Raw genomic sequence first — 25,116 nt, forward strand, 5'->3', positions numbered from 1 at the left:
CGCTGTTTCCCGGTTGGCATCACAGACAACGGCCAGGGCGGACCTACCCAGACTTAGCGCCTCTCAGAAAGCGAGCTGAAGGGCCAGAAGGAAGTCCCGAATGTGTATACGAAGCAGGTACGACAGCGGGCATAAAGGACCGTGGCGAGCGAAAAACAGCTGCCGGCTGCGGAGAAGCGTGCCCGGACCTACGATGGGAGTTGGAATGGGTGCACATGAAGGGAAAAGCTAGATGAAACCATGACCGTGCTTGCAGGTCGCGGGGCCGGGGTAAGGAATCTCATTCAGCGGCTACTTGGCCAGGTACACGTTGCCGCGCACCCAGCCGGTATGAACCTAGCCCGATGCTGCTGGGCAGCAGCACCGAGTGTTTTCATTGAAGACCCAGGTTGCACACTTCCTGAGTCCGGATCTTCGCCTCAGACAATCTCTAGCCAATCAGCCTATGGATGGCCGAAACTACGGTTCACCCCTCGTCAAACATGACTTCTCCAACCGATTGGACCGATTGTACATTTGATGGTCGGTTTGCGTCAATCGCCGCATTTCGCCATGGCAAACGGCGGATCAGGGGAGAGCCGCAGAGCCATGCGAGCCCTCCCTGACCGCGTCGCCTGTCCAGAAAAACCTCACCAATCGGCCACACTGCCGTCGTCGTGGTAGAATTCGCCGCCCAGCTCCTCGGTGTAAGGGACGGTCCGGGCTGCGGCTTCCTCGTCGACCTCGATGCCCAGGCCCGGTTGGGTCGGCAGCTCGATGTAGCCATCCACTACCTGCCACGGCTCCTGCAGCAAGCCATGGCCCAGCCCCTGGTCCACCTGCTCCTGGGCCAGGAAGTTGGGCACCACCGCGTCCACGTGCATGGATGCCGTAAACGCCACCGGCCCGATGGCACAGTGGGGCAGGATGTGCATGTAGTAGACCTCCGCCATGTTGGCGATCTTCTTCAACTCGGTGATGCCGCCACAGTGGGAGACGTCCGGCTGGATGTAGGCCACGGCCTGTTTTTCGAAAACCTCCCGGAAGCCCCAGCGGGTCAAGAGCCGCTCGCCCGTGGCGATGGGAAAGGGCACGTGGTCCGAGACCAGCTTGAGCGCGTCCACATTTTCCTGGGGCACGGGCTCCTCCACAAACATGGGCCGCATGCCCTTGATCTCATGGCAGATCTCGATGGCCAGTGCGGGCGTCATCTTGCCGTGGAAGTCGAAGGCCAGCTCCACCTCCGGCCCCACCCACTCCCGCATGGTGTAGGCACAACGGACGAAGTGGTCGATGACCGCGGGGGGCTCATGCCCCCGCCACTTGCCGCCCGGCCCGGACTTGAAGGCCGTGTAGCCCATCTGTTGGAGCCGGTCCAGCCGCTCCCGGGCCCGCGCCAGCCCCTCCTCGCTCAGGTCCCGGATGCCCCAGTGGGCGTAAACCCGGATCCGATCCCGCACCGCGCCGCCCAGCAGCTTGTAAACCGGCACGCCGTAGTACTTGCCGGCGATGTCCCACAGGGCCTGGTCGATGCCGGAGAGCGCGGTCATGAGGACGTTGCCACCCCGGAAGAAGGCCGAGCGGTAGATGTGCTGCCAGTGGTGCTCCAGGCGCAGGGGATCCTTGCCGATCAGGTAGTCGGCCAGCTCTTCCACCGCGGCCATGGTGCTCTTGGGCTTCCCCTCCAGGGTGGTCTCGCCCCAGCCCACCAGGCCGTCGTCGGTGGTGATCTTTACCAGGCGCACCCGGGGCCGGGGAAAGAATTGTTCGATTCGCTCAATTTTCATGGCCAGACTCCGGTTTGAATCTCTTTTGGCTTGCCCTGTCCAGCGGGCGCAGCAAGCCGCGCCCCTACCGAATGGATCCCCCTACCCCTGCAGGGTGCCGTCCAGGCGGTAGCGCTGGCCGGCCCAGACGTCAAACTCCACCTCGTGGGGGCCGTAGCGCAGGCGGTGGCGCCCGTTGCGGGCGGCGTGGAGGGTCACCTCCACCAGCGCCCCATCCCGCCAGGCCAGGTCCACGGTGAGGCCGCCCCGGGCCCGCAGCCCCTGCACCGAGCCATTCCGCCAGTCGCCCGGCAAGGCCGGCAGCAGGTGGATCACCCCGGCATGGCTCTGGAGCAGCATCTCGGCGATGCCCGCGGTGGCGCCGAAGTTGCCGTCGATCTGGAAGGGCGGGTGCGCGCAGAAGAGGTTGGGATAGACGCCGCCCCCCTCCAGGGCGACGCCCGTGGTGGTGGCCAGGTTCAGCATGTTGGCGATCATGCGGGCGGCGCGGTCGCCGTCCTCCAGCCGGGCCCAGAAGGCGATCTTCCAGGCCATGGACCAGCCGGTGCCGCCGTCGCCCCGCATCTCCAGGGAGCGGCGGGCCGCCGCCCACAGCTCCGGCGTCTCCCGGCGGGTGATCAGGGAGGCGGGGTGGAGGGCCAGCAGGTGGGAGGCGTGGCGATGGTGGTCGTCGGGGTCGTCCCAGTCCTGGAACCACTCCTGCAACTGACCATGACGGCCGATCTGGAAAGGGTAGAGGCGGGCCAGCGCGTCCTGCAAGCGCTGGCGGAAGTCCCCGTCCACGTCCAGGATCTCCGCGGCGGCGCAGCAGTGGGTAAAGAGATCCCGCATGAGGGCCATGTCCATGGTGGCGGCCATGCTCACGGCTGCCCGCTGGCCGTCTGGTGTGGTGAACTTGTTCTCCGGCGAGGTGGAGGGCGCGGTGACCAGGTGACTGTGGCCGTCCTCCAGGAGCCAATCCAGGCAAAACTGGGCCGCGCCCTTCATTAGCGGATAGGCGGTGTCCCGCAGGAAATCCAGGTCCAGCCCAAAGGCGTAGTGCTCCCACAGATGTTGGCAGAGCCACGGCCCGGCCATGGGCCAGCAGGCCCATACCGGGTCCCCCTCACCGTAGTTGCCCACCGGTGCGGACTGGCGCCAGAGGTCCGCGTTGTGGTGGGCCACCCAGCCGCTGCAGCCGTAGTTCACCCGGGCCGTCTCCTGGCCGTTGGCAGCCAGCTCGGCGATGAAGTCGAACAGGGGCGTGTGGCATTCGGCCAGGTTGGTCACCTCCGCCGGCCAGTAGTTCATCTGGGTGTTGATGTTGATGGTGTAGTTGGAGCTCCACGGCGGCCGCACCTGGTCGTTCCAGATGCCCTGGAGGTTGGCCGGTTGGGTCCCGGGCCGGGAGGAGGCGATGAGCAGGTAGCGGCCGAACTGGAAGAGCAGGGTGACCAGGTGGGGGTCGTGGTGGCGGTGGAAGCGTTGGATGCGCTCGTCGGTGGGCAGCGCGGCTGCCTCATTCTGGCCCAGGTCCAGGCTCACCCGGCGGAAGAGGCGTCGATGGTCATCCATGTGGCGCTGGCGAAGCCCATCGTAGGGCTGGGCAATGGCCTGGGCCAGGGCCTGGCGGGCGGGCGGCTCCGGGTCGCGGCCATCCAGCCCTGGCGAACGCCGATAGCCGTTGAAGCTGGTAGCAGCGCTCACGTAGAGGGTGGCCGCGTCCGCGTCCATCACCCGGAGGATGCCGGCCTCATCAGTCTGGACCTGCCCGCCCTCGGCCACCACCTGGAGGTAGACCACGAAGGTCATGCCTTCCCCAGGCTCGGTCTCCGCGTAGCGGATGGGCTGGTCGCTGGGGCGGTAGTTGGGCTCCACATGTTCCGGCGCCTTGCCCCGCAGGGCCAGGGTATCGGCCGCCGGGGCGTCCACCGTGTGGCGCAAGGGGCTCTCCAGTCGGGCCACGAAGCGCAGATGGCCCGGCCGGTCACAGGTCAGGCGCAGGGCGATGACCCGGTCTGGTGCGCTGGCGAAGGCCTCGCGGGTGTAGGTCACCCCATCCACCACGTAGCTGGCCCGGGCCACGGCGGCGTCCAGGTCCAGCTCCCGGCGATAGGAGCGGACCCCATCCCCGTGGAGCAGGTGGACGTGGAGGTCGGCCATGGGCAGGTAGGACTGGGTGAAGGGTCCCTGGAGTTGGCGGGCCAGACGGTCGGCCTCTTCGTATTGGCCGGCGAAGACGGCCTGGCGCACCGCGGCCAGCGCGTCCCGGGCAGCCGGGTTGTTCCAGTCCCTGGGGCCGCCGGACCAGAGGGTATCCTCGTTCAACTGGAGGCGTTCCGAGGGCACACCGCCGAAGACCATCGCGGCCAGCCGTCCATTGCCGATGGGCAGCGCCTCGACCCACCGGGCGGCCGGCTGGCGATACCAGAGGCGAAGGTTTGGGTCTTGCACGGACAGACTCCTTGCGGTCGGGAAATGAAGGCTGGAGGTTGTGGGGATCATTGTACACGATCTGGCCGAGGGCCCCAACCGGAGCGGGTTCAAGGGTATGATTCAGGGGCACCGGTCGGCCGGTAGGGACAGGGACCCAGAGGACTCCCCGTGCCTGTGACGGGCGCAGCAAGCAGCGCTCCTACAACGGCGTCCGATGGACGAACCCCGACGATCTTGAACTATACCCCGCCCAGCCGCCCGCCCAGCATGCTTGTTTGCCCCAAACAGCAGAAATCGTTATACTGGGCCCAACCAATCTTTAGCCATCTTGGGCAAACTACACCTCGATGGTTCGTTGTCTGCCGTTCACCCTCTCCTTCCTCACCGGTACCTGAGAGAGCAAGACCATGATGAAATCTCTGTACGACCTGTGCATCCCCCGGCCCACGATCTTCGATCCCCAGAAGCGGGACACAGTGCTCGACCTGCGCGATCTGGTTGAAGGGACCATCGACCCGGCCCAGTTCTTCGAGGAGAACTACATCACCGAGGGAATGCGCGTCCTGCTGGAACATGCCTTCCGGCGACTCGAGGGCAAATCCGACCAGGGCATCTTCAAGCTCAAGCAGGCCATGGGTGGCGGCAAAACCCACAACCTGCTGGCTTTGGGGCTTCTGGCCCGCCATCCCGAATACCGGGATCCGGTGATGGGGACGTTCTATCACCCCGACCCTGACCTGGGACCGGTGCAGGTCATTGCCTTCAGCGGACGTGAGGTGGACTACCCCTATGGCCTGTGGGGCGCCCTGGCCGAACAGATGGGCAAACTGGACCACTTCCAAGATCACTACAAGCCCCTCCGCGCGCCGGGCCAGAAGGCCTGGGAATCCCTCTTCGCCGGCAAGACCGTGCTCATCCTCTTGGACGAGCTGCCGCCCTACTTCCAGTACGCCCGTTCGGTGGCCATCGGCAATTCGGACTTGGCCGAGGTGACGGCAACCGCTCTCTCCAATCTCCTGGTGGCCATCGGGCGGCCGGCCTGCGAACGGGTGTGCCTGGTGTTGACCGACCTGGCCTCGTCCTATGAACGGGGCAGCGCCCAGATCGCGGATGTGCTGCGGGACGTGGAGAACGAAACCCACCGCAGCGCCATGACCCTGGAGCCGGTACGGCTGAACTCGGATGAACTCTATCACATCCTGCGCAAGCGCATCTTCCAGGCCTGGCCCGATGAGGCCACCATCGAGCAGGTGGCCCAAGGCTACGCGGAGGCCCTGCGCAAGGCCCGCCAGATGGACTTGACCGGCGAGTCGCCCGAGGAGTTCGCGTCCCAGGTTGTGTCCTCCTACCCCTTCCATCCGGGCATCCGGGACCTCTATGCCCGCTTTCGGGAAAATCCCGGCTTCCAGCAGACCCGGGGGCTGATTCGCCTCATGCGTATGGTGGCCGCCCGCCTCTGGAACACCGGGCTGGCCAAGCGCAAGTATCTGATCGCCGCCCACGACCTGGACCTGAACGACCAGGAGATCCGGGCCGAGATCAACCAGATCAACAGCACCCTGGAAAACGCCATCGCCCACGACATCGCTTCCGAGGGCACTGCGGTGGCAGAAAAGCTGGACGCGGAGTTGGGATCCACCGACGCGACCGACGCGGCCAAGCTCATCTTCATGGCGTCCTTGGCCAACGTGCCCAACGCGGTCCTGGGTCTCTCCATTCCCGAGATCGTGGCCTATCTGTGCGAGCCGGGTCGGGACATCTCCCGCCTCAAGGTGGATGTGCTGGACCGATTGGCCACCCAGGCCTGGTACCTCCACAGCACCCGGGATGGCAAGCTCTACTTCCGCCATATCCAGAACCTGAACGCCAAGCTGGAATCCCTGGTCAAAGCCTATGTGCCCGACCAGGCCCTGCAGGAACTGCGCGACCGGCTGAAGGAGATCTTCCAGCCCCAGACCGGTTGGTGTTACCAGCGCATCCTGGTCCTTCCCGCCATGGACGAGATCGAGCTGGAACAGGACCGGGTGACCCTGGTCGTTGTGGAGCCCTACGCCGGCGGCCAGGGGTTGCGCCCGGAGTTGCTCCGGTTCTACGAGGACACCCCCTGGAAGAATCGGATCGGCATCCTGACGGGATCCCGCAACACCTACGCCCTGCTCATCGACGTGGGCAAACGTCTGAAGGCCATCCAGCACATCCTGGAAGAGCTGCGCGCGGAGGGCACGCCCGATAGCGATCCCCAAATGGTCCAGGCCCGGGATCTGGCCGACCGGGTGCGTCAGACCTTCCACTCGGCCGTCCGCGAGACCTTTACCAACCTCTGGTACCCCATCGCCAACGGCCTGATGGGCGCGGGTTTCCTCATGCGTTTCGAGGGCAACCGCTACGACGGAGAGGACCAGATCACCGCCCTGCTCAAGGAGAAGATGAAGTTCATCGACCGGGTCTCGGGGGACAATTTCCGCAAGATGGTGGAGATGCGGCTCTTCACCCAGCAGAGCATGAAGTGGGGCGAGATCAAGCGTCGCGCGGCCACCACACCGGCCTGGCCCTGGCACCGGCCCGATGCCCTGGATCGCCTCAAGGACGAATGCCTCTACAAGGACCTGTGGCGGGAGGAGGGCGGCTTCATCAACAAGGGGCCGTTCCCCCAGCCCAAGACCACCGTTTCCATCCAGGAGCTGAGCCGGGACGACGATACCGGCGAGGTGCGCCTGCGGGTGAAGCCGGTCCACGGCGACACCATCTACTGGGATGTGGGCGCGGAGGCCACCACCGCCTCGGCCCGCCTGGAGGGCAACGAGCTGACCACCCGGGAACTGCGGCTTTCCTTCCTGTGCGTGGACTCCACCGGCGTGCACGAGACCGGCGACCCGGTGACCTGGACCAATCGCATCACCCTGAAGTATCGCATCTTCCAGGACGGCGCAGACAAGCGCATGGAGCTGCAGGCAGCGCCCCCGGCCGCCATCCGCTACACCACCGACGGCTCGGATCCCAAACACCTGGGCGCGGCCTACGACGGCCCCTTCATCATTCCCCGGGGTGCGCCCCTGGTCCTGGCCTACGCGGAGCGGGACGGCATCGGCTCGGAGGTGTTGCGGGTGCCCATCGACTGGGAACGGGACGAGGACGTGAAGATCGATCCCGTGCTCCCCGCGGTGCTGCGGCGTCGCCTGAGCTTCCAGACCACCCAGGAGACCTACCAGGCCCTGGAGATCTGGAAACGCTACCGGGCCCAACCGGCCGGACCCACCGTCACCATCGACGGCGGCTCGTCCCAGGAGTGGGTGGAGCTTACCACCCACGAGAACAAGATCCTGGAGGTGCCGGCCCTGCGCACACTGCTGGACGCCCTGCGCGACATCCAACGGGAAGGCCAGGTCAAGCTGGAGGTGACGGCACTGCATTTCCCCACCGGCCAGGACCTGTTGGACTGGGTGGCCCACGTGCGCACCGATCTGCAGCCCGGAGAGGTGCGCCAATGAGTGGCTCCACCACCACGGTCAACCCCTGGACCCTGGTGGCCCGCTCCTTTGGCTTCGACCCGGAGGAGAGCCGCCACCACTTTGTGGTCTACATCCCCCGAGGCGCACAGCGCGAGATCCAGATCAGCGAACACCTGAGCTGGGACGAGCGGACCGGTTCCAGCCCGGTGACCACCGGCCAGGCGCCGGACGGCCAGATCCGGGCGGTGTTGGCCCGGCCCAAGTGGGACGCCATCGCGGACGTGGTGCGGGTGGAGTTCAACCGCCGCCTGAAGCGCATGGGCCTGCGCACCGGAAGCTGGCGCCTGGGGCCCAACCTGGTGCGCCGGGAGATGGGCAAGGAGCTGGTGCTCCTGGTCTGGGCCATCGAGGACGCGGACCCGAGCCTGATCCCCAACGCGATCGCCAACTGGCAGGGCCTCTACCCCGAGGAGCGCTGGTGGCTCTACACCCAGACCGCGGCCGCCACCGGCCACGGCCTCAACGATCGGGGCAAGGGGTGGCGCAAGGCCGTCCGCTACGCGTTGACCGAAAACCCGGTGACCACCGATTCGGTGGCCCGGCCCACCATGCCCGAGTTCTACCGCCGGGCCGAGGCCGGCCCCCAGGCCCATTTCCTGCTGGAACGGGATGCGCCCCCCGACGACCTGGACGCGGATCTGCTCGAGCCAGACCCTGATCTGACGCAAGACGAGGAGGACGACCGATGACCCCCGAACCCCTGCCCACCCGAACCGCCGCCGGGCCGGCCCCGGATTGGGCCCAACGGCCCACCTTCATCGAAACCCAATTCCCCGTGGCCAAGCTGAGCGCCGAAGCCTACAAGGAACGCAGCGCCGGTGCGAGCCAGACGCTGACCGGGCTGGGCAAATGGTGGGGGCGCAAGCCCCTGGTGCTGGTGCGCGCCGTCCTGCTGGGGTTGCTCCTGCCCACCACGGATGACCCCAAAAAGGACATGGAGATCTTCCTGAAGCTGATGACCATGGACGACGCGGGGCTTTGGCGGCGCAAGGACAAGAACATCCCCGGCAAAGCCCTGCTGGCGGAACTGAGCAACATGCCCCCCTCGGTGCGCCGCCGCTTTGCCGAACAGGACAAAGCAGGCAACTGGACGCTGAAACGCCTCTCCCGCGAAGAACGCGAAGAACTGCAACGGCTGGTCTTCGCGCGCCTGCCCTACGCCGAAAAACTGCGCTACTGCCGCCGCCCGGAGCAGATCGAAGGCCCCGCGCCCGACGCCTGGAACGAGATCAACGCCCACCTGGGCACCCACGCCCACAGCCTGCCCGAACTGGTGCAGGAACTGGGCGCACGCCGCTTCGGGCACCGCCCGCGCGTCGGCGACGCCTTTTGCGGCGGCGGCAGTGTGCCCTTTGAAGCCGCCCGCCTCGGCTGCGACGTCTACGCATCCGACCTGAACCCCGTGGCCGCCCTGCTCACCTGGGCTGCGCTCCACATCGTCGGCGGCGGGGAAGACGTGGCCGAACAGGTACGCCGGGCGCAGGAAGAAGTCTTCCGCGCCGTGGACGAGCAGATCACCGCCTGGGGCATCGAGCACAACGAGCAGGGCTGGCGCGCCGACGCCTACCTCTACTGCACAGAAGCCCGTTGCCCCGAATGCGGCTGGCTGGTGCCGCTCGCCCCCAACTGGGTGATTGCCGAAAAGTACCACGTGGTTGCCGAACTGGTGCCGGATGAAGCCCACCGCCGCTTCGAGATTGAAATCCACGAAGGCGTGAGCGAGGCACGGATGAAAGCCGCCAAAGCCGCCGGCACGGTCAAGAACTCCCGCCTGCACTGCCCCCACTGCGGCGTGGACACCCCCATGGACGTGGTGCGGCGCAACTTGCGGATGTGGGAAAACGACGACCTGGTACCCCGCCCCGACGACGTGTTCCAGGAACGGCTTTACTGCATCCGCTGGGTGGAAACCTGGGTGGACGAGCAGGGGCGCGAGCAGACCCGCCGCCACTACCGCGCGCCCACGCCCGCTGACCTGGCGCGTGAAGCCAAGGTGCTGGCGCTCCTGCGTGAACGCTTCCACGAATGGCAGGCGAAAGGCTACATTCCCAGCCGCCCCATCGCACCGGGAGACAAAACTGACGAACCCATCCGCACACGCGGCTGGACCTACTGGCATCACCTCTTCACGCCGCGGCAGTTGTTGGTGCATGGGTTATTTTTAGCAACAGCATTCAGAAACCATAAATTTGGACCAGAAGCATCAGTTGGCATCCTTTTGTCTGTGGGTTATGCAGCAAATTGGAATTCTAGATTGTCTCAATGGATTCCTAATATCGCACGCAGTGGTGGCATAGGTTCGATCGCACAAAGTTTCTACAATCAGGCCTTGAACACTTTTTATAACTATGGTGTGCGGCCGACAGTTCCTTTAGGTGGTTCCCTGTGTCGCAATTGGTCTGGCTACAGCATTTTAACTGAAAAGGTTGTTTTTCCATCAGATGCTAGCAACCAAACAGTAGAATGTTCTTTCTGGATCACCGACCCGCCTTACGCCGACGCGATCAACTACCACGAGTTGAGCGAGTTCTTCCTGGCCTGGTACGAAAAGCACCTGCCCCGCCTCTTCCCCGACTGGTACGCGGATTCCAAGCGCGCCCTAGCCATCCGCGGCGACGACCCGGTCGCCTTCCGCCAGAGCATGGTGCAAGCCTACCGCAACCTGACCGAGCACATGCCCGACGACGGTATGCAGGTGGTCATGTTCACCCACCAGGACGCCGCCGTCTGGGCCGACCTGTCCATGATCCTCTGGGCGGCCGGCCTGCGCGTCACCGCGGCCTGGACCATCGCCACCGAAACCGACACCGCCATGCGGGAGGGTAACTACGTGCAGGGCACCGTCCTGCTGGTCTGCCGCAAGCGCACCGACCAGGCGCCTCTCTTCCTCTACGAGGTGGCCCCCCTCATGGAACAGGAGGTACGCCGTCAACTGGACACCATGGCCGCGCTGGACAACGCCAGCGAGCCCCACTTCGGCGACGCGGACTACCAGTTGGCCGCCTACGCCGCGGCCCTGCGGGTGCTCACCGCCCAGCCCATCGAGGACATCGACCCGGCCCGAGAGATCCGCCGGGTGCGCGGGCCGGACGAGGAGAATCCGGTGGAGACCCTCATCCGCCAGGCGGTCAAGATCGCCTGCGATCATTTGGTGCCCCACGGCCTGGACGCGACCCGGTGGAAACGGCTGGATCCCATGGAGCGCTTCTACCTGAAAGCCCTGGAGGTGGAATCCCACGGCGAGTACCGCAACGGCGTCTACCAGGAGCTGGCCCGGGGCTTCGGCGCGGTGGACTACACCCAGTTCCTGGCCGACAGCAAGGCCAACCAGACCCGGGTCAAGACGGCCTCTGAGTTCGGCCGCCAGGGTCTTCGCTCGGATGGCTTCGGCAACACCCTGCTGCGACAGGTGCTCTTCGCGGTCTACCTGGCCGTGAAGGAGGACGACCCCCGGGCCGGCTTCAACTATCTCAAGACGGAGTTGAGCAACTACTGGGAAGTGCGGGAGCGGCTGCTCATGCTGTTGGACTACCTGGCCGGCCTGCGGCAGGTCTCCCACATGACCCACTGGCGTAAGGACGCAGAGGCAGCCCACATGGTGGCGACCCTGGTGCGCAACGATCATCTCTAGTCCAAAGCTTCCTAGATCCCATGATCCAACGCTTCTCCTCTCGCCGTCACCCTCTGGATCGCTCCTATCTGTGCCGCCGCCTGCAGGGGGCCCGGGCCTACGACCGCATCGCGGGCTACTTCCGCTCTTCCCTGCTGGAGATAGCCGGGGAGACCCTGGAGTCCGTCCAAGGTCCCATCCGGGTGGTGTGCAATTCGGACCTGAGCCCCCTGGATGTCCAGACGGCCCAGGCTGCCAAACTGGCCATGCGCCGGGAGTGGATGAGCCATGGGCCGGAGCGCCTGGTGGAGCCGCCTCACGACGGCCCGGCCCGGGAACGCTTTGCCCGGTTGTATCGCTTCCTGTGCGAGGAGAAGCTCCAGGTGCGGGTGCTGCCCAACCACGCCTTCGGCCTCATCCACGGCAAGGCGGGGGTGATCACCCTGGCCGACGGTCGCCAGGTGGCATTCCTGGGCAGCACCAACGAGACCCGAGAGGCCTGGCGTCTGAACTACGAGCTGCTGTGGGAGGACGATTCACCCGAGGCAGTGGCCTGGGTCCAGGAGGAGTTCGACGCCCTGTGGGGTTCCCCCTACGCTTTCCCCCTGGCCGAGGCAGTTGTGGAGGACATCGGCCGCCTGGCCCGGCGTCGGGTCCTCTACCAGGTGGACCAGTGGTTCGAAACGGCGCATGAGGCCGAAGAGCCGTTCCAGGCCCCGGATCCGGGGCCGGCCGTGGTGGAGAGCCCGGTCTACCGCCGGGAAAACGGGCTCTGGCCCCACCAGAAATACTTCGTCAAGCTGGCCTACGACGCCCATTACGGTCCCTGGGGCAAGGCCCGTTTTGTGTTGGCGGATCAGGTGGGGTTGGGCAAGACCCTGCAGTTGGCCCTGACGGCCTTGCTCATCGGCCTGAGCGGGGAACGCCCCATCCTGATCCTGGCGCCCAAGACGCTCTTGCGCCAGTGGCAGGCAGAGATGTGGGATCTGCTGGCCATGCCGTCCGCGGTGTGGACTGGGAAAGTGTGGCTGGATGAGCAGGGGGTGGAGCACCCCTTCCCGATTCGACGTTGTCCGCGGCGGGTGGGTCTTGTCTCCGCGGGGTTGATCACCCGTCGCTCGGCCATCTGCCAGGATCTGTTGAGCCTGGAGTACGACTGTGTGATCCTGGACGAGGCGCACCGGGCCCGGCGTCGCAACCTGCATCGCCCCCAGGAGAAGGTCGATCCCAACAACCTGCTGCGCTTCATGCAGGAGATCGCGCCCCGCACCCGGAGTTTGTTGCTGGCTACGGCCACCCCGGTCCAGCTCCATCCCATCGAGGCCTGGGATCTGTTGGACGTTCTGGCCCGAGGGGACGATTCGGTGCTGGGCAACGAGTTCAGTTTCTGGCGTCGCTATCCTCTCCGGGGACTGGCTCTGGTCATGGGGAGTGAAACACCGCCCGCCAACGAGACGGAGCTCTGGGAGTGGGTGCGGAACCCGTTGCCACCCAAGTCCGAAGGGCGGCTCTTCGAGCGCCTGCGCCGGGATCTGGACCTCCCCGACCAGGTGGCCGTCGCGCCCGGGGATACCTTCGACAGGCTGCGACCGCCTACCCGCCAGCATCTACGCCGCTCTCGGGATGATCTTTTCCGCCTCCACAACCCATTCATCCGCCGTATTGTGCGGCGTACCCGGACGCAATTGGAGCAACAGCGGGATCCGGAGACCGGGGAGCCCCTGCTTCAGCCCATCCAGATCCGGTTGTTCGGCGAGGGGGAACACGAGGCGCTGCTCTTGCCTCCTCACCTGCGGGAAGCTTATGAGCTGGCCGAGATGTTCTGCCGTTCCCTGGGCGAGCGGATGCAGGCCAGCGGCTTTCTCAAGACCCTGTTGCTGCGGCGGACGGGGAGCTCCATCTACGCGGGGCAGCAGACGGCCAGGCGCATCCTGGATGGCTGGCAGGCGCTGGAAGCAGAATGGGAGGAGGACGAGGAGGAGGACGGCGAGGAGACCTCCCTGGCCCGCTCTCTCACGCCTTTCGAACAGGAGCTGCTGCGCCGTTTTCTCAAGGCCCTTTCCATCCCCCATGAGGAAGACCCCAAGTACGCGGCCGTGCGCCGGTATCTGCTGGAGTACGGCTGGCTACATCGAGGCTGCATCATCTTCAGCCAGTACTTCGATTCCATCCGCTGGCTGGCCGAGAAGCTGACCCAGGAACTCCCTTCAGAGGTCATTGGGGTCTACTCCGGTCCCCAGGCTTCTGGTCTCTATCTGGGGGGAGAGTGTACGCCTCGGCCTCGGGAGGAGATCAAGCAGATGGTAGCCCGGCGGGAGATCCGCCTGCTGCTGGGTACCGACGCGGCCAGTGAGGGCTTGAATCTACAACGGCTGGGATCCCTGATCAACCTGGACCTTCCCTGGAACCCGACCCGCCTGGAACAGCGAAAAGGCCGCATCCAGCGCATCGGCCAGGTGTACAATCCGGTCTACATCTGCAACCTGCGCTACAAGGATTCGGTGGAGGACCGGGTTCACCAGCTTCTCTCTACACGGCTACAGCACATCTACGGGCTGTTCGGCCAGCTTCCCGACGTGTTGGAGGACGCGTGGATCGCCGCGGCCATGCAGGACATGGAGCAGGCCCGGCGGATCATCGACAGCGTGCCCCAACAACACCCCTTCGATCTGCGCTACACCCAGTACCAGCCCATCCATTGGGAATCCTGTGCCCAGGTCCTGGCCCAGGACGCCATTGCCGCCCGTCTGCGCCAAGGGTGGGGGTGAGCGCGGCGCACAAAGAGTCCGCCGCTTCTCTGCGCGCCCACACCCACGGAGGTGGACTCAAAGGGGTCCGAGCGGGCCTATGGGCATAGAATCCATCCGGGCGCGGCGGCCAGGAGGCGCTCCAGGAACCGCTGCCCGGCCGTCTCCAGATCAGCGGCCAGGTTGAAGGTCAACGTACGCACGTGGATCTCGCCGATCACGGTGTCCAGGGGTTGGGCTAGATCGGTGGGGTAGATCAGGACCGCGTGTTGGCAGCCCAGGGCCTCCGCGTAGGCCACTACCTGCTCCACATCTCCCGTGGCCGGGCTGCGGGGGTCCTTGTACTTGGTGTCCAACACCATGACTGCTTCGCCCGTGTCCAGCCTGCGCAGCACCAGATCGATCTGGAAGCTCTGATTTTGCCCTTGGCCAAAGGCGATCCGCTCCTGTGCCTGTACCTGCCATCCCAGGGGCAGGTGGGCCTTGAGCCATTCGGCCACAAAGAGCTCGAACAGGCGGGCCATATCCACCAGGAAAGGCATGATCTGGCGATCCCCTACCCGGTGGGTGGGGCCGCTCTGCTCCAGGAAGAAGCGACTCAGGGCGTGCAGGGGATGATAGTCCTGGTTCAGGCGGTGGTAGCGACGATTTCCACAGGCATTGGGGTGGACAGGCCGAAATGTGGTCATGGCCAGAAGGCCTCGATACGCGTTGCGCACGGTAGGGAGCACCCGCTCGCTGCAAATGCCGCTGCTGAGAATGCGCCAGAGGGTGTAGGTCAGGATCTGGTTGTCCTCGATGTCGGCTGTATGCTCCTGGAAGTCACAGGGGAGGCTCACGTCCCAAGGCCGACGCGCCATTTGGCCGATGTCCAGGCTCCCCCGGACGTAAGACAACCGCTGGTGGCAGGAGAGGTAGGTCCGGTGCAGGCCCTTTTGCAGGCGATCCAGCACACGCCGGGCCAGGATCAGGGCCAGCTGTTCGTAGAACGCCTCTAGCGCGGCCACGCCGATCAGCTCATCCAGGAAGTGGAAGCTCTTGATCCTGTAGGCATACTCCCACATGCCAAAGAGGCTACGCAGAGGCACCTTGGGCTGGAGACGGAAGGCAAGATCGGCTGTCAAGGGGATGAAGCCTACCCAGCTCTGGGCAGTGATCCGCCACTGGTGTTCCGTGCGGAAGCTGGGCGGCTCCACCTGGATCTGGTCCCTGTATCTCTCATCCAGCCGTTGGGCTTCCTCATCCGAAAGGGCTTGAACGGGCAGCAGGACGGAGTCATGCTCGGTCAACGTCACGATGTGAGGGGCCTCATGCATTGGGGAGTACCTCCCGTTGGATGCGCTCCCACCGGAAGGCATCGACCTTTTCCGGCTGGTCGAAGAAGTACTCCTCCAGGTAGGGTTCGATCTCCATGCGCCAGATGTCTTCGAGCTGGGTACTCAGATCTTTGCGCAGGAAATAGCTGATGCCCACCGCATAGTGGCGGTCGCCGATGGTGTTATTCAACCGGCGCAGGACCTGGATCAATCCGTCGACAGGGAAACCCGTTCCCTCGCGTTGGTGGTAGTAGCGCAGAAGTTGCTCGTCCGGCCACAGGGCGAGGAAGGCAAACCGGCGGCGCAGGGCATGGTCCACCAGGGCAATGGAGCGGTCGGCGGTATTCATAGTGCCGATGATGCGCACGTTGTCGGGGATACGCAGTGTACCTCCACCGGCCAGTGGGATCTCCCGGTCGCGGTACTCCAGGAGATACATAAGTTCGCCGAAGACCCGGGCCAGGTTTGCCCGGTTGATCTCGTCGATGATGAGCACACTTTTGCCCGTGCGTTCTCGGGCCCGGACGATGAAATTGAGGAAACGCCCCGGTTTCAGGGGATAGCGCAGGCGATCGCCGTCGCTTTCTGGACGAATCCCCTGGATGAAATCCTCGTAGGTGTAGGCAGGGTGAAACTGCACCAGCTCCACAAGGCCATTGCCCCCGCTCACCAGGTAGGAAGCCAGCCGTTCAGCCAGGAAGGTCTTACCTGTCCCCGGAGGCCCATAGAGGATGGCCTGTTTTTTGCGTTCGATGGCCCTTACCCAACGGGCCAGGGTAAACTGGTCGAGGCCGGTATCAGCAACCATCTGCTCAAAGGAATACTCAGGATTTCGTTCTGTTTCATCCTCTTCATCCCCCTCGGCGCCCATATCCAGGTAGCTGTCCTCTACCGGCGTGTAGTCCACAGCGCTGACGGCCGGCGTCCCAGAGGCTTTTGGTTCTTTCCCCTGGCGAGACTGCAGTGTAGCCTGCCAGGCCGCCAGCGACAGCTCGGGAAAGGAACGACCTTGTTTGCTGACCTCTTCAAGGAGCTCCCGGTAATACCTGGCTGACAACTTGCTTGGCAGCTTGATTCCCAAAAACTGACAATTGACACTGTCCAGGCTGAGGAAGGTATACGGCCGGATCCAGAAGAGTCCCATAGTCAGGTTGAGATTCACGCGACGTACTTCCAAGGCTGCGTCGAAAGCGGCCCAGAAGGCGTCATCGTTCCGGGCATTGTCCCGCAATGCTAGACGGAAGACCTGCCAAAGTTTGGCAATGTCCCCGGCTTTGCGTTCGGCCTTACGTGAAAAGAACCAAGATGACATGTTGCTGGCTACCGGGATGCCGGCAAAATCCTCGGGTATCGGGCGGATTAGGCCGAAGAAATCCTTGATATCGGCCAGAATAGCCTTGCGGTTTTCGTCAGTGATGCCTCGGTTGAAGACGGCGTAGAAGGTGAAAGGATCAATTTCCTGGAGGGGGAAATGCCGCCCGTCTTGGTCTTTGTCCTGCAAAGAAATCATGATCCGGCCTTTTTGGCGTAGCTCTTCCAAGAAAGCAATGAGCTCCTGCTGCCTGGATTCCCACTCTTGCAGTACGTCTGCCAGTTCCTGATAGATTGGGATCCAGGTAAACATCTCGCTCATGGGTTACGCTCCTAGTTTCTGCCCGTAGCGGGTGTGCTCTCGACGAGGATACGGAAAAAGCATTTGGTTGCCGCAGAGATGCAGCGGGCGCGAGGATTCCCAGCGAAAAATCTGGCAAAACCTGCGGTTCCTGCAGTGAAGCTAGACCTGAACTCCTGGAGGATTGCCGCGAAGAGATCCCAGGCGGATGCGGGAGATGAAATACCTTCAGTCGATCTTGGTTGAGTGCCGGGTCGGGGGTCCATGGCAAAATCGTTTTCAAAATATGGAACAGAAAGGCAGGAGGGCAAACATATTGCTTACATTACAATGCCTTCAGTATAGCCAAAGCTGGAACAATCGCCAAACGATACCAGCCCCTCCCCAGCGGACAGGGCCACGCCGTCCTGTTTCCCATCCCGGGCGAATGGGGTATCATCGGGGGCAGATGCGTAAACGTGCGGCAAGCCCACGAAAGGAAGATCCATGCAACCCATCCCCACCGACTTCGCCCGGCGCATGGTGGAGCTCCACGGCCCCCGGGGCGAGGCCTGGCTGCGCGAGCTTCCCCGCCTGGTGGACGCGTGCGCCCGACGCTGGTCCCTGCAGGTGTTGCCCCACTTCCCCGGACTCTCGTACAACTACGTGGCCCCGGCCGTGGACCGGAACGGCACGCCGCTGGTGCTCAAGCTGGGCGTGCCCACCGCCGAGCTGTCCAGCGAGATCGCCGCGCTGCGCTTCTACGACGGCCACGGCATCGCCCGCCTGCTGGACGCGGACGAAGCCCAGGGTGCGCTGCTGCTGGAGCGGCTCCAGCCCGGAACGGAGCTGATCACCCTGGAGGACGACGAACAGGCCACGGCCATCGCCGCGCAGGTGATGCGGGAGCTGTGGCGCCCGATCCCCCCAGACCACCCCTTCCCTACCGTGGCCACGTGGGGCGCAGGCTTCGCCCGGCTGCGCGCCCATTTCCAGGGCGGCACCGGCCCCTTTCCCCCCGAGCTGGTGGCGCGCGCCGAAGGAATCTTCGCCGAGTTCCTGGCGTCCATGGCCGAGCCGGTGCTGCTCCACGGCGACCTGCACCAGTACAACATCCTGGCGTCCACCCGCCGGCCGTGGCTGGCTCTGGACCCGAAAGGGATCGTGGGGGAACCGGCCTACGAACCCGGCGCCTTCCTGCGCAACCCCCTGCCTGACCTGCTCACGTGGCCCCAGCCGGCCCGCGCGCTGGCCCGGCGCATCCACATCTTCGCGGAAATCTTGGAACTGGAGCGGGAACGGATCCTCGGCTGGGGCATGGCCCAGGCCGTACTCTCGGCCTGGTGGAGCTACGAGGACCATGGCCACGGCTGGGAGCCAGCCATGGCCTGCGCGGAACTGCTGGCGGGGCTGATGTGATTCCAGCCAGGGGATGAATCCCCCGGCTCCGTGTAAGCCAACCGGCTTCAGCCGGTTTGGCCCCCGCCAGGACAGATTGCAATCTGTGCTGGGCGACTGCCGCACTCCTTCCCCTGTACCATGGTTCAGGTCCCCCCTGATCCGCCGGGCGATGGCCGTCGCGGCCAGACTCGCTATGCTTGACCCTGTAATGTTACGCCGACCGCACCGATGGCGCAATCTTCGAGCAGGTCGGTGTCAGCCAGGGCCGGCATGGCCGCGCCCCAAGCAGAAGGAAGGAGTTCGCCATGTTCACCCATCCCCATGTCGCCGCGGCCGTCTTCCAGAGCCGCCATGAGGATCTGCTGCGGGAAGCCCAACGGGATGCCCTGATCCGCCTGAGCCAGGGAGAACGCCCGGGAGTGTGGCGCCGTTTCGGCCGTCTGCTGGCCCGCCGCCTGGCCTGGATAGGACAGGGGCCCAGGGGATTCCCCACCCGGCCGGCCTCCCGCGCGGCGACGTCCTCCTGGCCCCGAACGTGAAGCCCAGGCAGCTGCCCGTCCCCAGGTCACGACCAAATCTCGCCGATGGCGTCCAGCTTGGCGTCGCTCAGGTAGCCGTACCGGTTGATCCAGACGCCGTCCACCGGACTGTCTGCGACCAACTGCAGCCGGCGGCGGAAATCTTCCAGGGGGCCGTAGCCGTGGACCAGGGCGTAGATGCGGGTGCGCCCACCGGCGGCATGGAGCACCTGGTGGATCTTGCGCACCTGGGGCGCGTTGGGGATGGGGTGGGGTTCGTCGGGCGCCGGGTAGCCGTAGTGCGCCAGCCGGGTGCCCCCCTCCTCGCCGTCGGCCAGGTCCATCAGGTTCACCAGCGCCCGCACCAGCAGCGCCTCGTCCAGGCCCGGGTTGCGGGCCAGCAGGACCTCGCCCCAGAACTGGACCATCAAGGACCAGTGCATGGTGTAGAGCTTGGGCGCGATGGAAGCGCAGAAGGCACCGGCGGCGTGGAAGTCCAGGCCGGTGAGGTGGGAGAAGGGCGGCATGAAGGCATTGGCCGCCAGCTCCTTCTCCGGCCCGCCGAAGTGGCGGATGGCCTGGTGCCAGTCTCGCAACAGGTCGGTGGAGAGGGCCGCCTTGCAGCGAAGCCATTCGACCACGCCGGGGAAGCGGTTGAAGAGCTGGAGCAGGGCAAACTTGCCCCGGTCCGGGCTGGCGAACTGGGCCAGGTCGGCGTTGTTCAGCCCGCCGCCGTGAAGGTAGCGGTAGAAGCGGGCCACATCTTCCCGCATGCGGGGGAAGTCGAAGCCGTGGGCCGCGGCCCAAACCGCCACATGGTCGCCGAAATCCTGGAAGGCCTCATCCAGCTTGTAGCAAGGGTACTCGGGCCAGTCGGGCCGGATGCCGTCGACCTGGGGGTATTGGGCGAAGATGTCCCGCACCCAGGCCCGGTTGTAGGCCCGGATGGCCGGGCTGGCCAGGCTGCCGGTGTGGGCCATGCGGGCCTCGGGCAGCCGGCCGTCGGGCAGCCGGGGCAGGTCCTCCTCCCGCAGGCCGGGCGGCTGGGTGGCGCCGGTCTGGATGTAGACCTGGAGGCCGGCCTGTTTGGCCGCGGCGATGAACCGGCCGATGACAGGCCCCTCGCTTTCGGTCAGGTCGTTGGGCTCCCGGGGCTGGTAGGGGGAATCGGCGAAGTAGTCCAGGTTGGCCCGGTGGCCCGGTCCGCTGCGCAGCCAGAGGGCTTGCTTCCCCCACAGGGGGCGGTCGAAGAGGCGCACGCTGGCGCCGGCGTCGATGGGCGGCTGGTAGGAGCCTTCGCCCTCCGCGCCGGGCGCGGTGACCGAGGTGTTGCAGGCCACCGCGGTGGCGCCGGCCCGCTCGATCACATTTGCCAACACCGGTTCGATTCCCTCGTACTGGAAGAAGGGGCTCAGGACGGTGATGCCGAGGAAGCGTTTGGAGGTGGACATGGGTTGGTTCCTTTGGGGATGAATGGGTTCCATTTCATAGACCGCTCCGCCCTGGGGGCAGGGCTTTGGGCTGAAGGCGGCACCAGAAGGTCAGCCAGGGTGGGGCGATCTGGGTGAAGTGGGCCCAACTGCCCGGCGCCGGGTCCGGTTCCTCCTCCCGGGCTTCGCTGGCGTGGATGATGACAAAGCCCTGACGGACCAGCCCGTTGACCACGGTGCTGAGGGTGTGGACGTACTCCCGGGGGCCGGCGATGCGGCGATGGGTGCCGTCCTCGTCGTAGACATCCCAGGCGTCCCAGGTCGGGTTCAGATCCTGCAGGCAGGCCCCGTCCCGGTACAGATGGCGCAGGAGATAGCCTTCGCCATTCCAGGAGGCTTCGTCGATGGTCTGGGTGAAGGGGTTGGCCCATTCCATCCGGTAGAGGCCGCCGGGCCGTAACACGCGGCGCACTTCCTGGAACACGGGCGCTACCTGGGGCACGAAGTTGATGGAATACGCGTGCCAGACCAGGTCGAAGGAGCCATCGGGAAAGGCCGAGAGGTCCCGCATGTCCCCCTGCACCGTACGGATCTCCAGGCCGTAGTGGGCGGCGGCCTCCTGATCCCGGGCCAGTTGAGTCTCGGAGAGGTCGAAGACGGTGACCCGGGCGCCCAGCAGGCCGAAGGCGGCCGACTGCTGGCCTCCGCTGGCGGCCAGACAGAGGACCTCCAGTCCCTGCACCTCCCCCATCACGCCGTGGGGATCGACCCGTTGCCGCGCCGTCCGGGTATCCAAATCCAGCCAGGGCTGGGTGTAGACCACCCGGGCCTGGGCCAGCTCTTCCCAGCGGGCTTTGTTGTATGCAGCCAGTTCGTCCATTGCATGCCTCCTTGGAAAATCCACTTACGCCTGGGTCACCGCCAGCCGCCGCCGGGGCTCCCGCACCCACAGGGCCAGCAAGGAGGAACCCACCAGGGAGACGGCCAGGGCTACCCCGAAGAGTCCCTGGTACCCCACCACAGTGGCCAGCCAGCCGCCCACGATGGGGGCGGCGGTCACCAGGGGAGCCAGCAGGGTGTTGGTGAGCCCAATGTAGGTGGGCCGGTCTTCCGGAGGACAGAACTCCAGGATGATGTTGAGGCCGGACACGGCATCGGCGGCGATGTACGCGCCCAGCAGGAAGAAGGGCAGCACCAGCCATGCAGCCGAAGGGGCCAGCCAGACGGCCAGCACCGCCACCGACATGGCCAGGGAGGCGCCGGCCAGCACGGTCTTGTGGCCCCGCCGATCCCCCACCACGCCCCAGAGCAGGTTCATGATGGCCTGGCCGGCCACCAGGACGCCGGTCAGCAAGCCCACACCCCGCCCATCGACCCCAAAGCGCTCGATGCCGTAGACCATGAAAAAGCCGCCAGCCATGGTGCCCAGCTGGACAATGGAGCGGCTCAGCAAAAACCGGCGGTAGTTGCCGTCCCGGCGCAGGATGGCCGGCAGCTGGCGCAGGTAGTGGCTCAAGGGTACCCGCTCCTTGACCGTGGTGCTGGGGGGTTCCCGGGTCAGGATCAGGCCGCACCAGGAGATCATCACCACCACGAAAGCCAGGCCGAAGAGCAGGCTGAAGTTGCGGGGAAAGGGAAAGCTGGCCAGGATGCGCCCCACAAAGTAGGCGCCGATGATGCCCAACAGGGCGCCCAGGCCGTGCCCCAGGCCAGACCAGATGCCGCGACGCTGGACGGGGATGACCTTGGCGATCATGTCGAACCAGGCGGGCGTGGCAAAGCCGGCCGAGGCCGCCGCGGTGACCAGGAAAAGGTAGAAGAGCAGCAGGGTCGCCGTCGGCCGGCTCTCCGCCAGCCAGTACAGGGTCAGGGCGATGAGGAGGTAGGGCACCCGTTCGCCCAACCCGCCCACAAAAGCCACGAAGGGCTTCTTATAGCGGAGGCGCTCGGAATAGTTGGCGATGAGGAGCTGAGGCAGGTAGAAACCCAGGGTGAAGATCGCCGGAATCAGGCCCACCGCGATCTTGGAGTCGGTGAGCTGACTCACCAGGGCAGGCATGACCGTCTCCCGGGAGACCAGGCTCAGCCCCAGGGTGATGAAGGAGATGTCCCACAGGTTGACGAAAAAATTCCAGCGCAGGTTGGACTGTACCGGGTCTTCCCGGGCAATGCGGGCCATGGAGGGCTCGTTTCAGCGTCAGCAGGCGGGTCTTGGCGTCGGCGTCTGGCTTCATGGCACCGGCAGGGTGCAGACCTGCCGGGTGTGGGCGTCGCAGTACCAGAAGCGGCCATCCCACAGGGTCATGCCGTGGGGCTCGGGGTACGGCTCCGGGATCTCTACCCGGGCCAGGTGCGCGCCGGTGCGGGGATCCAGGCGGTAGATGGCCCGGTGGTTGGTCTCCACACACCAGAGATGGTCCCCCTCCCAGGCCAGGCCATGGGGGCGATTGCCCGGCGCCGGGATCTGGTGAACGACCTGAAAGCCGTCCACATCCACCTGGTAGATGGTGGCCGTGGGCGGGTTGGCGATCCAGAGGCGTCCTTCCCGCCACTCCAGCCCGTGGGCGCCGGTGCGGGAAGCGCCCGGCGAAGCGAAGGTGGCCAGGGTGGCGCCACTCTGGCGGTCCACCTTCAGGATCTCCCGGCTGTAGGTGGACGCGATCCAGAGGGCGTCGCCGCTGTCGGTGATGCCGCTGCCCCGATCCGAGGCCGTGGGCAGGGTGAGCAGCACCTGTCCGGTGTAGGAGACCAGGTCCACCTGGCCAGTGGCCTGGTCCAGGATCCAGAGGCCGTCCCTGGTGGCCTGCATGCCGTTGGGCTGGGGGCCTGGCGCATCGAAGACGATCTCCACCGAGGGCGAGCGGGGCTGGGGCATGGTCGCATTACCCTTTCATGCCGGTGAGGGCGATGCCCTGGACGAAGAGGCGCTGGCCGAAGAAGAAGACGATGAGCACAGGCAGGAGCACGATGAGGGAGACGGCCATCATGTAGTGGAAGTCGATCTGGCCGTAGGCACCCCGGAACATGTTCAGCCCCACCGCCAACACCTGCTTGTTGGTGTCCCGGATGTAGATCAGGGGGAAGAGGAAGTTGTTCCAGTTGCCGATGAAGGCGAAGATCACCACCGTGGCCAGGGCCGGCTTGGAGAGGGGCAGGATGATGTTCCACAAAATGCGCCAGGAAGAGGCCCCATCCAGCCGGGCTGCCTCGTCCAGCTCGTGGGGGATGCTCATGAAGAACTGGCGCAACAGGAAGATGAAAAAGGGCCAACCGAACCAGGGCGGCACCATCAACGGCAGCCAGGTGTTGTTCCAGCCCAGCTTGGTGAAGAGCACATACTGGGGGATCACCGTCACCTCGTAGGGCAGGAGCATGGTGGAGAGCACCAGCACGAAGAGCACATTCTTGCCCCGGGCCCGCAGCCGGGCAAAGCCGTAGGCGGCCAGGCAGCAGGAAACCAGGTTGCCGATGATGTTGTTGGTGGTGATGATCAGGGAGTTGCGCAAAAAGAGGTTGAAGGGCAGGTACGCCGTCCATCCCTCCCAAAAGTTGCTCCACTGGGGCGGATTCGGAATCCACTGGGGTGGGTAGACGAAAATCTGGTTGGGTGGCTTCAGGGCCGTGGAGAGCATCCACAACAGGGGCAACATGAAGAGAAAGGCCCCCGGCAACAAGAGGGCATAGCTCAAAGCCGCCCCCACCAGGCGCCGGGTCCGCTTCCGCTGATACCAGGGGGTGGTGACCACAGGCCGCCGGGCCTGCCCCTGCTCCGTGGCTAACAGTTGACTCATGAGATCCAACTCCGCTCGCTTCTGTGACGTCTTCTCCTGCCAGCGCCGGTGCGCCCGCCATCGCCGTCGACCGGCGGCTGGCCCGCTTTACCGTTCGCCGCCTTCGTAGTAGACCCAGCGCTTGCTGCCCCAAAGCTGGAGCAGGGTCAGGGCCAGGATGATCAAAAACAGGATCCAGGCCAGGGCCGAGGCGTAGCCCATCTTCAGGTACTGGAAGGCCGCCTGGTAGATGTAGTAGACATAGACAAAGGTAGCCGTCCCAGGGCCTCCCTGGGTCATCACCAGCACATCGGTCAGGATCTGGAAGGAGTTGATGGTGGAAATGACGATCACGAAGAAGAGCACCGGCGACAGCATGGGAATGGTCACGTGCCGGAACTCGTGCCAGGGGTTGGCCCCGTCGATGCGGGCCGCCTCGTAGAGGGAGACGGGGATCCCCTGCAGGCCGGCCAGGATGATGATCATATTGGCGCCGATGCCCCAGGTGCTCTTGAGGATCAGGGCCGGCAGGGCCCACTGCTGGCTGGCCAGCCACAAGGGCCCCTTGATCCCCACCAGGGAAAGCAGGTAGTTGACCAGCCCCACCTGGGGGTTGAAGAGCCAGATCCAGAGGATGGCCACCGCCACGCCGCTGGCGATGGAGGGCATGTAGTAGACCACCCGCAGAAGGGTGGTGCCGGGCAGCTTCTGGTTCAAGAGCAGGGCCACCACCAGGGCGCCCAGGGTGCCCAGGGTCACCGCCCCAAAGGAGTAGTAGAAGGTGTTGTAGGTGGCCGTCCAGAAGAGCTCATCCTCGAACAACAGCTTGCGGAAGTTCTCCAGCCCCACCCACTCCAGGGTGGTCAGCCCCGTCCAGTTGGTGAAGCTGAAGGCGATGGAGGCCAGGACAGGCCCGCCGGTGAAGAAGATCAGGCCGATCAGCCAGGGCGCAATGGCGATGTAGAAGTCCACCTGCTCCCGCTGCTGTAAGGTCAAGGGCTTGCGTTGAAGAAGGGCGGATAGGGTCTGCATCATGTCACTCG

At 65.2% G+C, this 25,116-nt stretch carries 16 protein-coding genes; 6 read left to right on the plus strand and 10 right to left on the minus strand.

The window, feature by feature from the left end; genetic code table 11:
- Positions 1 to 629: 629 nt before the first annotated feature.
- Entirely contained in the window at positions 630 to 1,766 is a 1,137-nt protein-coding gene (dgoD, locus tag FKZ61_RS20565; RefSeq protein WP_141612027.1) for a galactonate dehydratase, read from the minus strand.
- Positions 1,767 to 1,847: 81 nt separating this feature from the next.
- A complete protein-coding gene (locus FKZ61_RS20570; protein WP_211358663.1) occupies positions 1,848 to 4,199 on the minus strand; it encodes a glycoside hydrolase family 95 protein in 2,352 nt (783 codons plus the stop codon).
- Between the two features lie 389 nt (positions 4,200 to 4,588).
- Here FKZ61_RS20570 and FKZ61_RS20575 point away from each other — a divergent pair, with 389 nt between their 5' ends.
- The 4 genes from FKZ61_RS20575 to FKZ61_RS20590 are packed head-to-tail and all read left to right on the plus strand — an operon-like array spanning position 4,589 to position 14,068.
- Positions 4,589 to 7,669, plus strand: coding sequence for a DUF499 domain-containing protein (locus FKZ61_RS20575; protein WP_211358664.1), 3,081 nt, complete (start codon positions 4,589 to 4,591; stop codon positions 7,667 to 7,669).
- Positions 7,666 to 8,379 (plus strand): DUF3780 domain-containing protein, encoded by a 714-nt coding sequence (locus FKZ61_RS20580; RefSeq protein ID WP_141612029.1) that lies wholly within the window; start codon positions 7,666 to 7,668, stop codon positions 8,377 to 8,379. Before FKZ61_RS20575 ends, FKZ61_RS20580 begins: the two co-directional genes overlap by 4 nt.
- On the plus strand, positions 8,376 to 11,321 hold the full coding sequence (locus FKZ61_RS20585) for an anti-phage-associated DUF1156 domain-containing protein (RefSeq protein ID WP_141612030.1): 2,946 nt from the start codon (positions 8,376 to 8,378) through the stop codon (positions 11,319 to 11,321). Before FKZ61_RS20580 ends, FKZ61_RS20585 begins: the two co-directional genes overlap by 4 nt.
- A 20-nt stretch (positions 11,322 to 11,341) precedes the next feature.
- Positions 11,342 to 14,068, plus strand: a complete 2,727-nt coding sequence (locus FKZ61_RS20590) for a phospholipase D-like domain-containing anti-phage protein (RefSeq protein ID WP_141612031.1) — start codon at positions 11,342 to 11,344, stop codon at positions 14,066 to 14,068.
- Positions 14,069 to 14,145: 77 nt separating this feature from the next.
- Here FKZ61_RS20590 and FKZ61_RS20595 read toward each other — a convergent pair whose 3' ends face one another.
- Both FKZ61_RS20595 and FKZ61_RS20600 read right to left on the minus strand, forming a co-directional pair.
- A complete protein-coding gene (locus FKZ61_RS20595) occupies positions 14,146 to 15,363 on the minus strand; it encodes an McrC family protein (RefSeq protein ID WP_141612032.1) in 1,218 nt (405 codons plus the stop codon).
- A complete protein-coding gene (locus tag FKZ61_RS20600) occupies positions 15,356 to 16,996 on the minus strand; it encodes an McrB family protein (RefSeq protein ID WP_211358665.1) in 1,641 nt (546 codons plus the stop codon). Before FKZ61_RS20600 ends, FKZ61_RS20595 begins: the two co-directional genes overlap by 8 nt.
- Positions 16,997 to 17,461: 465 nt before the next feature.
- Between FKZ61_RS20600 and FKZ61_RS20605 the strand changes: the two genes are divergently transcribed.
- Complete coding sequence (locus tag FKZ61_RS20605) at positions 17,462 to 18,373, plus strand: aminoglycoside phosphotransferase family protein (RefSeq protein ID WP_141612033.1); 912 nt, start codon at positions 17,462 to 17,464, stop codon at positions 18,371 to 18,373.
- Positions 18,374 to 18,660: 287 nt separating this feature from the next.
- The gene (locus FKZ61_RS20610) at positions 18,661 to 18,894 is read left to right on the plus strand and encodes a hypothetical protein (protein WP_141612034.1); all 234 of its coding nucleotides are present in this window, start codon (positions 18,661 to 18,663) and stop codon (positions 18,892 to 18,894) included.
- A 26-nt stretch (positions 18,895 to 18,920) separates the two neighbouring features.
- Here the strand turns inward: FKZ61_RS20610 and FKZ61_RS20615 are convergent, their stop codons facing one another.
- From FKZ61_RS20615 to FKZ61_RS20640, 6 genes are all read right to left on the minus strand, one after another.
- Positions 18,921 to 20,324: a hypothetical protein gene (locus FKZ61_RS20615; protein WP_141612035.1), complete on the minus strand. Its 1,404-nt coding sequence runs from the start codon at positions 20,322 to 20,324 to the stop codon at positions 18,921 to 18,923.
- A gap of 34 nt (positions 20,325 to 20,358) precedes the next feature.
- Entirely contained in the window at positions 20,359 to 21,183 is an 825-nt protein-coding gene (locus FKZ61_RS20620; protein ID WP_141612036.1) for a class I SAM-dependent methyltransferase, read from the minus strand.
- A 24-nt stretch (positions 21,184 to 21,207) separates the two neighbouring features.
- Positions 21,208 to 22,482 carry an MFS transporter gene (locus FKZ61_RS20625; RefSeq protein ID WP_141612037.1) on the minus strand — a complete coding sequence of 425 codons (1,275 nt, stop codon included), beginning with the start codon at positions 22,480 to 22,482 and terminating at the stop codon, positions 21,208 to 21,210.
- A gap of 51 nt (positions 22,483 to 22,533) precedes the next feature.
- A complete protein-coding gene (locus tag FKZ61_RS20630) occupies positions 22,534 to 23,178 on the minus strand; it encodes a Vgb family protein (RefSeq protein WP_141612038.1) in 645 nt (214 codons plus the stop codon).
- A 7-nt stretch (positions 23,179 to 23,185) separates the two neighbouring features.
- The gene (locus FKZ61_RS20635; protein WP_141612039.1) at positions 23,186 to 24,094 is read right to left on the minus strand and encodes a carbohydrate ABC transporter permease; all 909 of its coding nucleotides are present in this window, start codon (positions 24,092 to 24,094) and stop codon (positions 23,186 to 23,188) included.
- Between the two features lie 87 nt (positions 24,095 to 24,181).
- Positions 24,182 to 25,105 carry a carbohydrate ABC transporter permease gene (locus FKZ61_RS20640; RefSeq protein WP_141612040.1) on the minus strand — a complete coding sequence of 308 codons (924 nt, stop codon included), beginning with the start codon at positions 25,103 to 25,105 and terminating at the stop codon, positions 24,182 to 24,184.
- Positions 25,106 to 25,116 lie beyond the last annotated feature (11 nt).

Origin of the sequence: Litorilinea aerophila (assembly GCF_006569185.2) — a bacterium.
Taxonomy (GTDB): Bacteria; Chloroflexota; Anaerolineae; order Caldilineales; family Caldilineaceae; genus Litorilinea; species Litorilinea aerophila.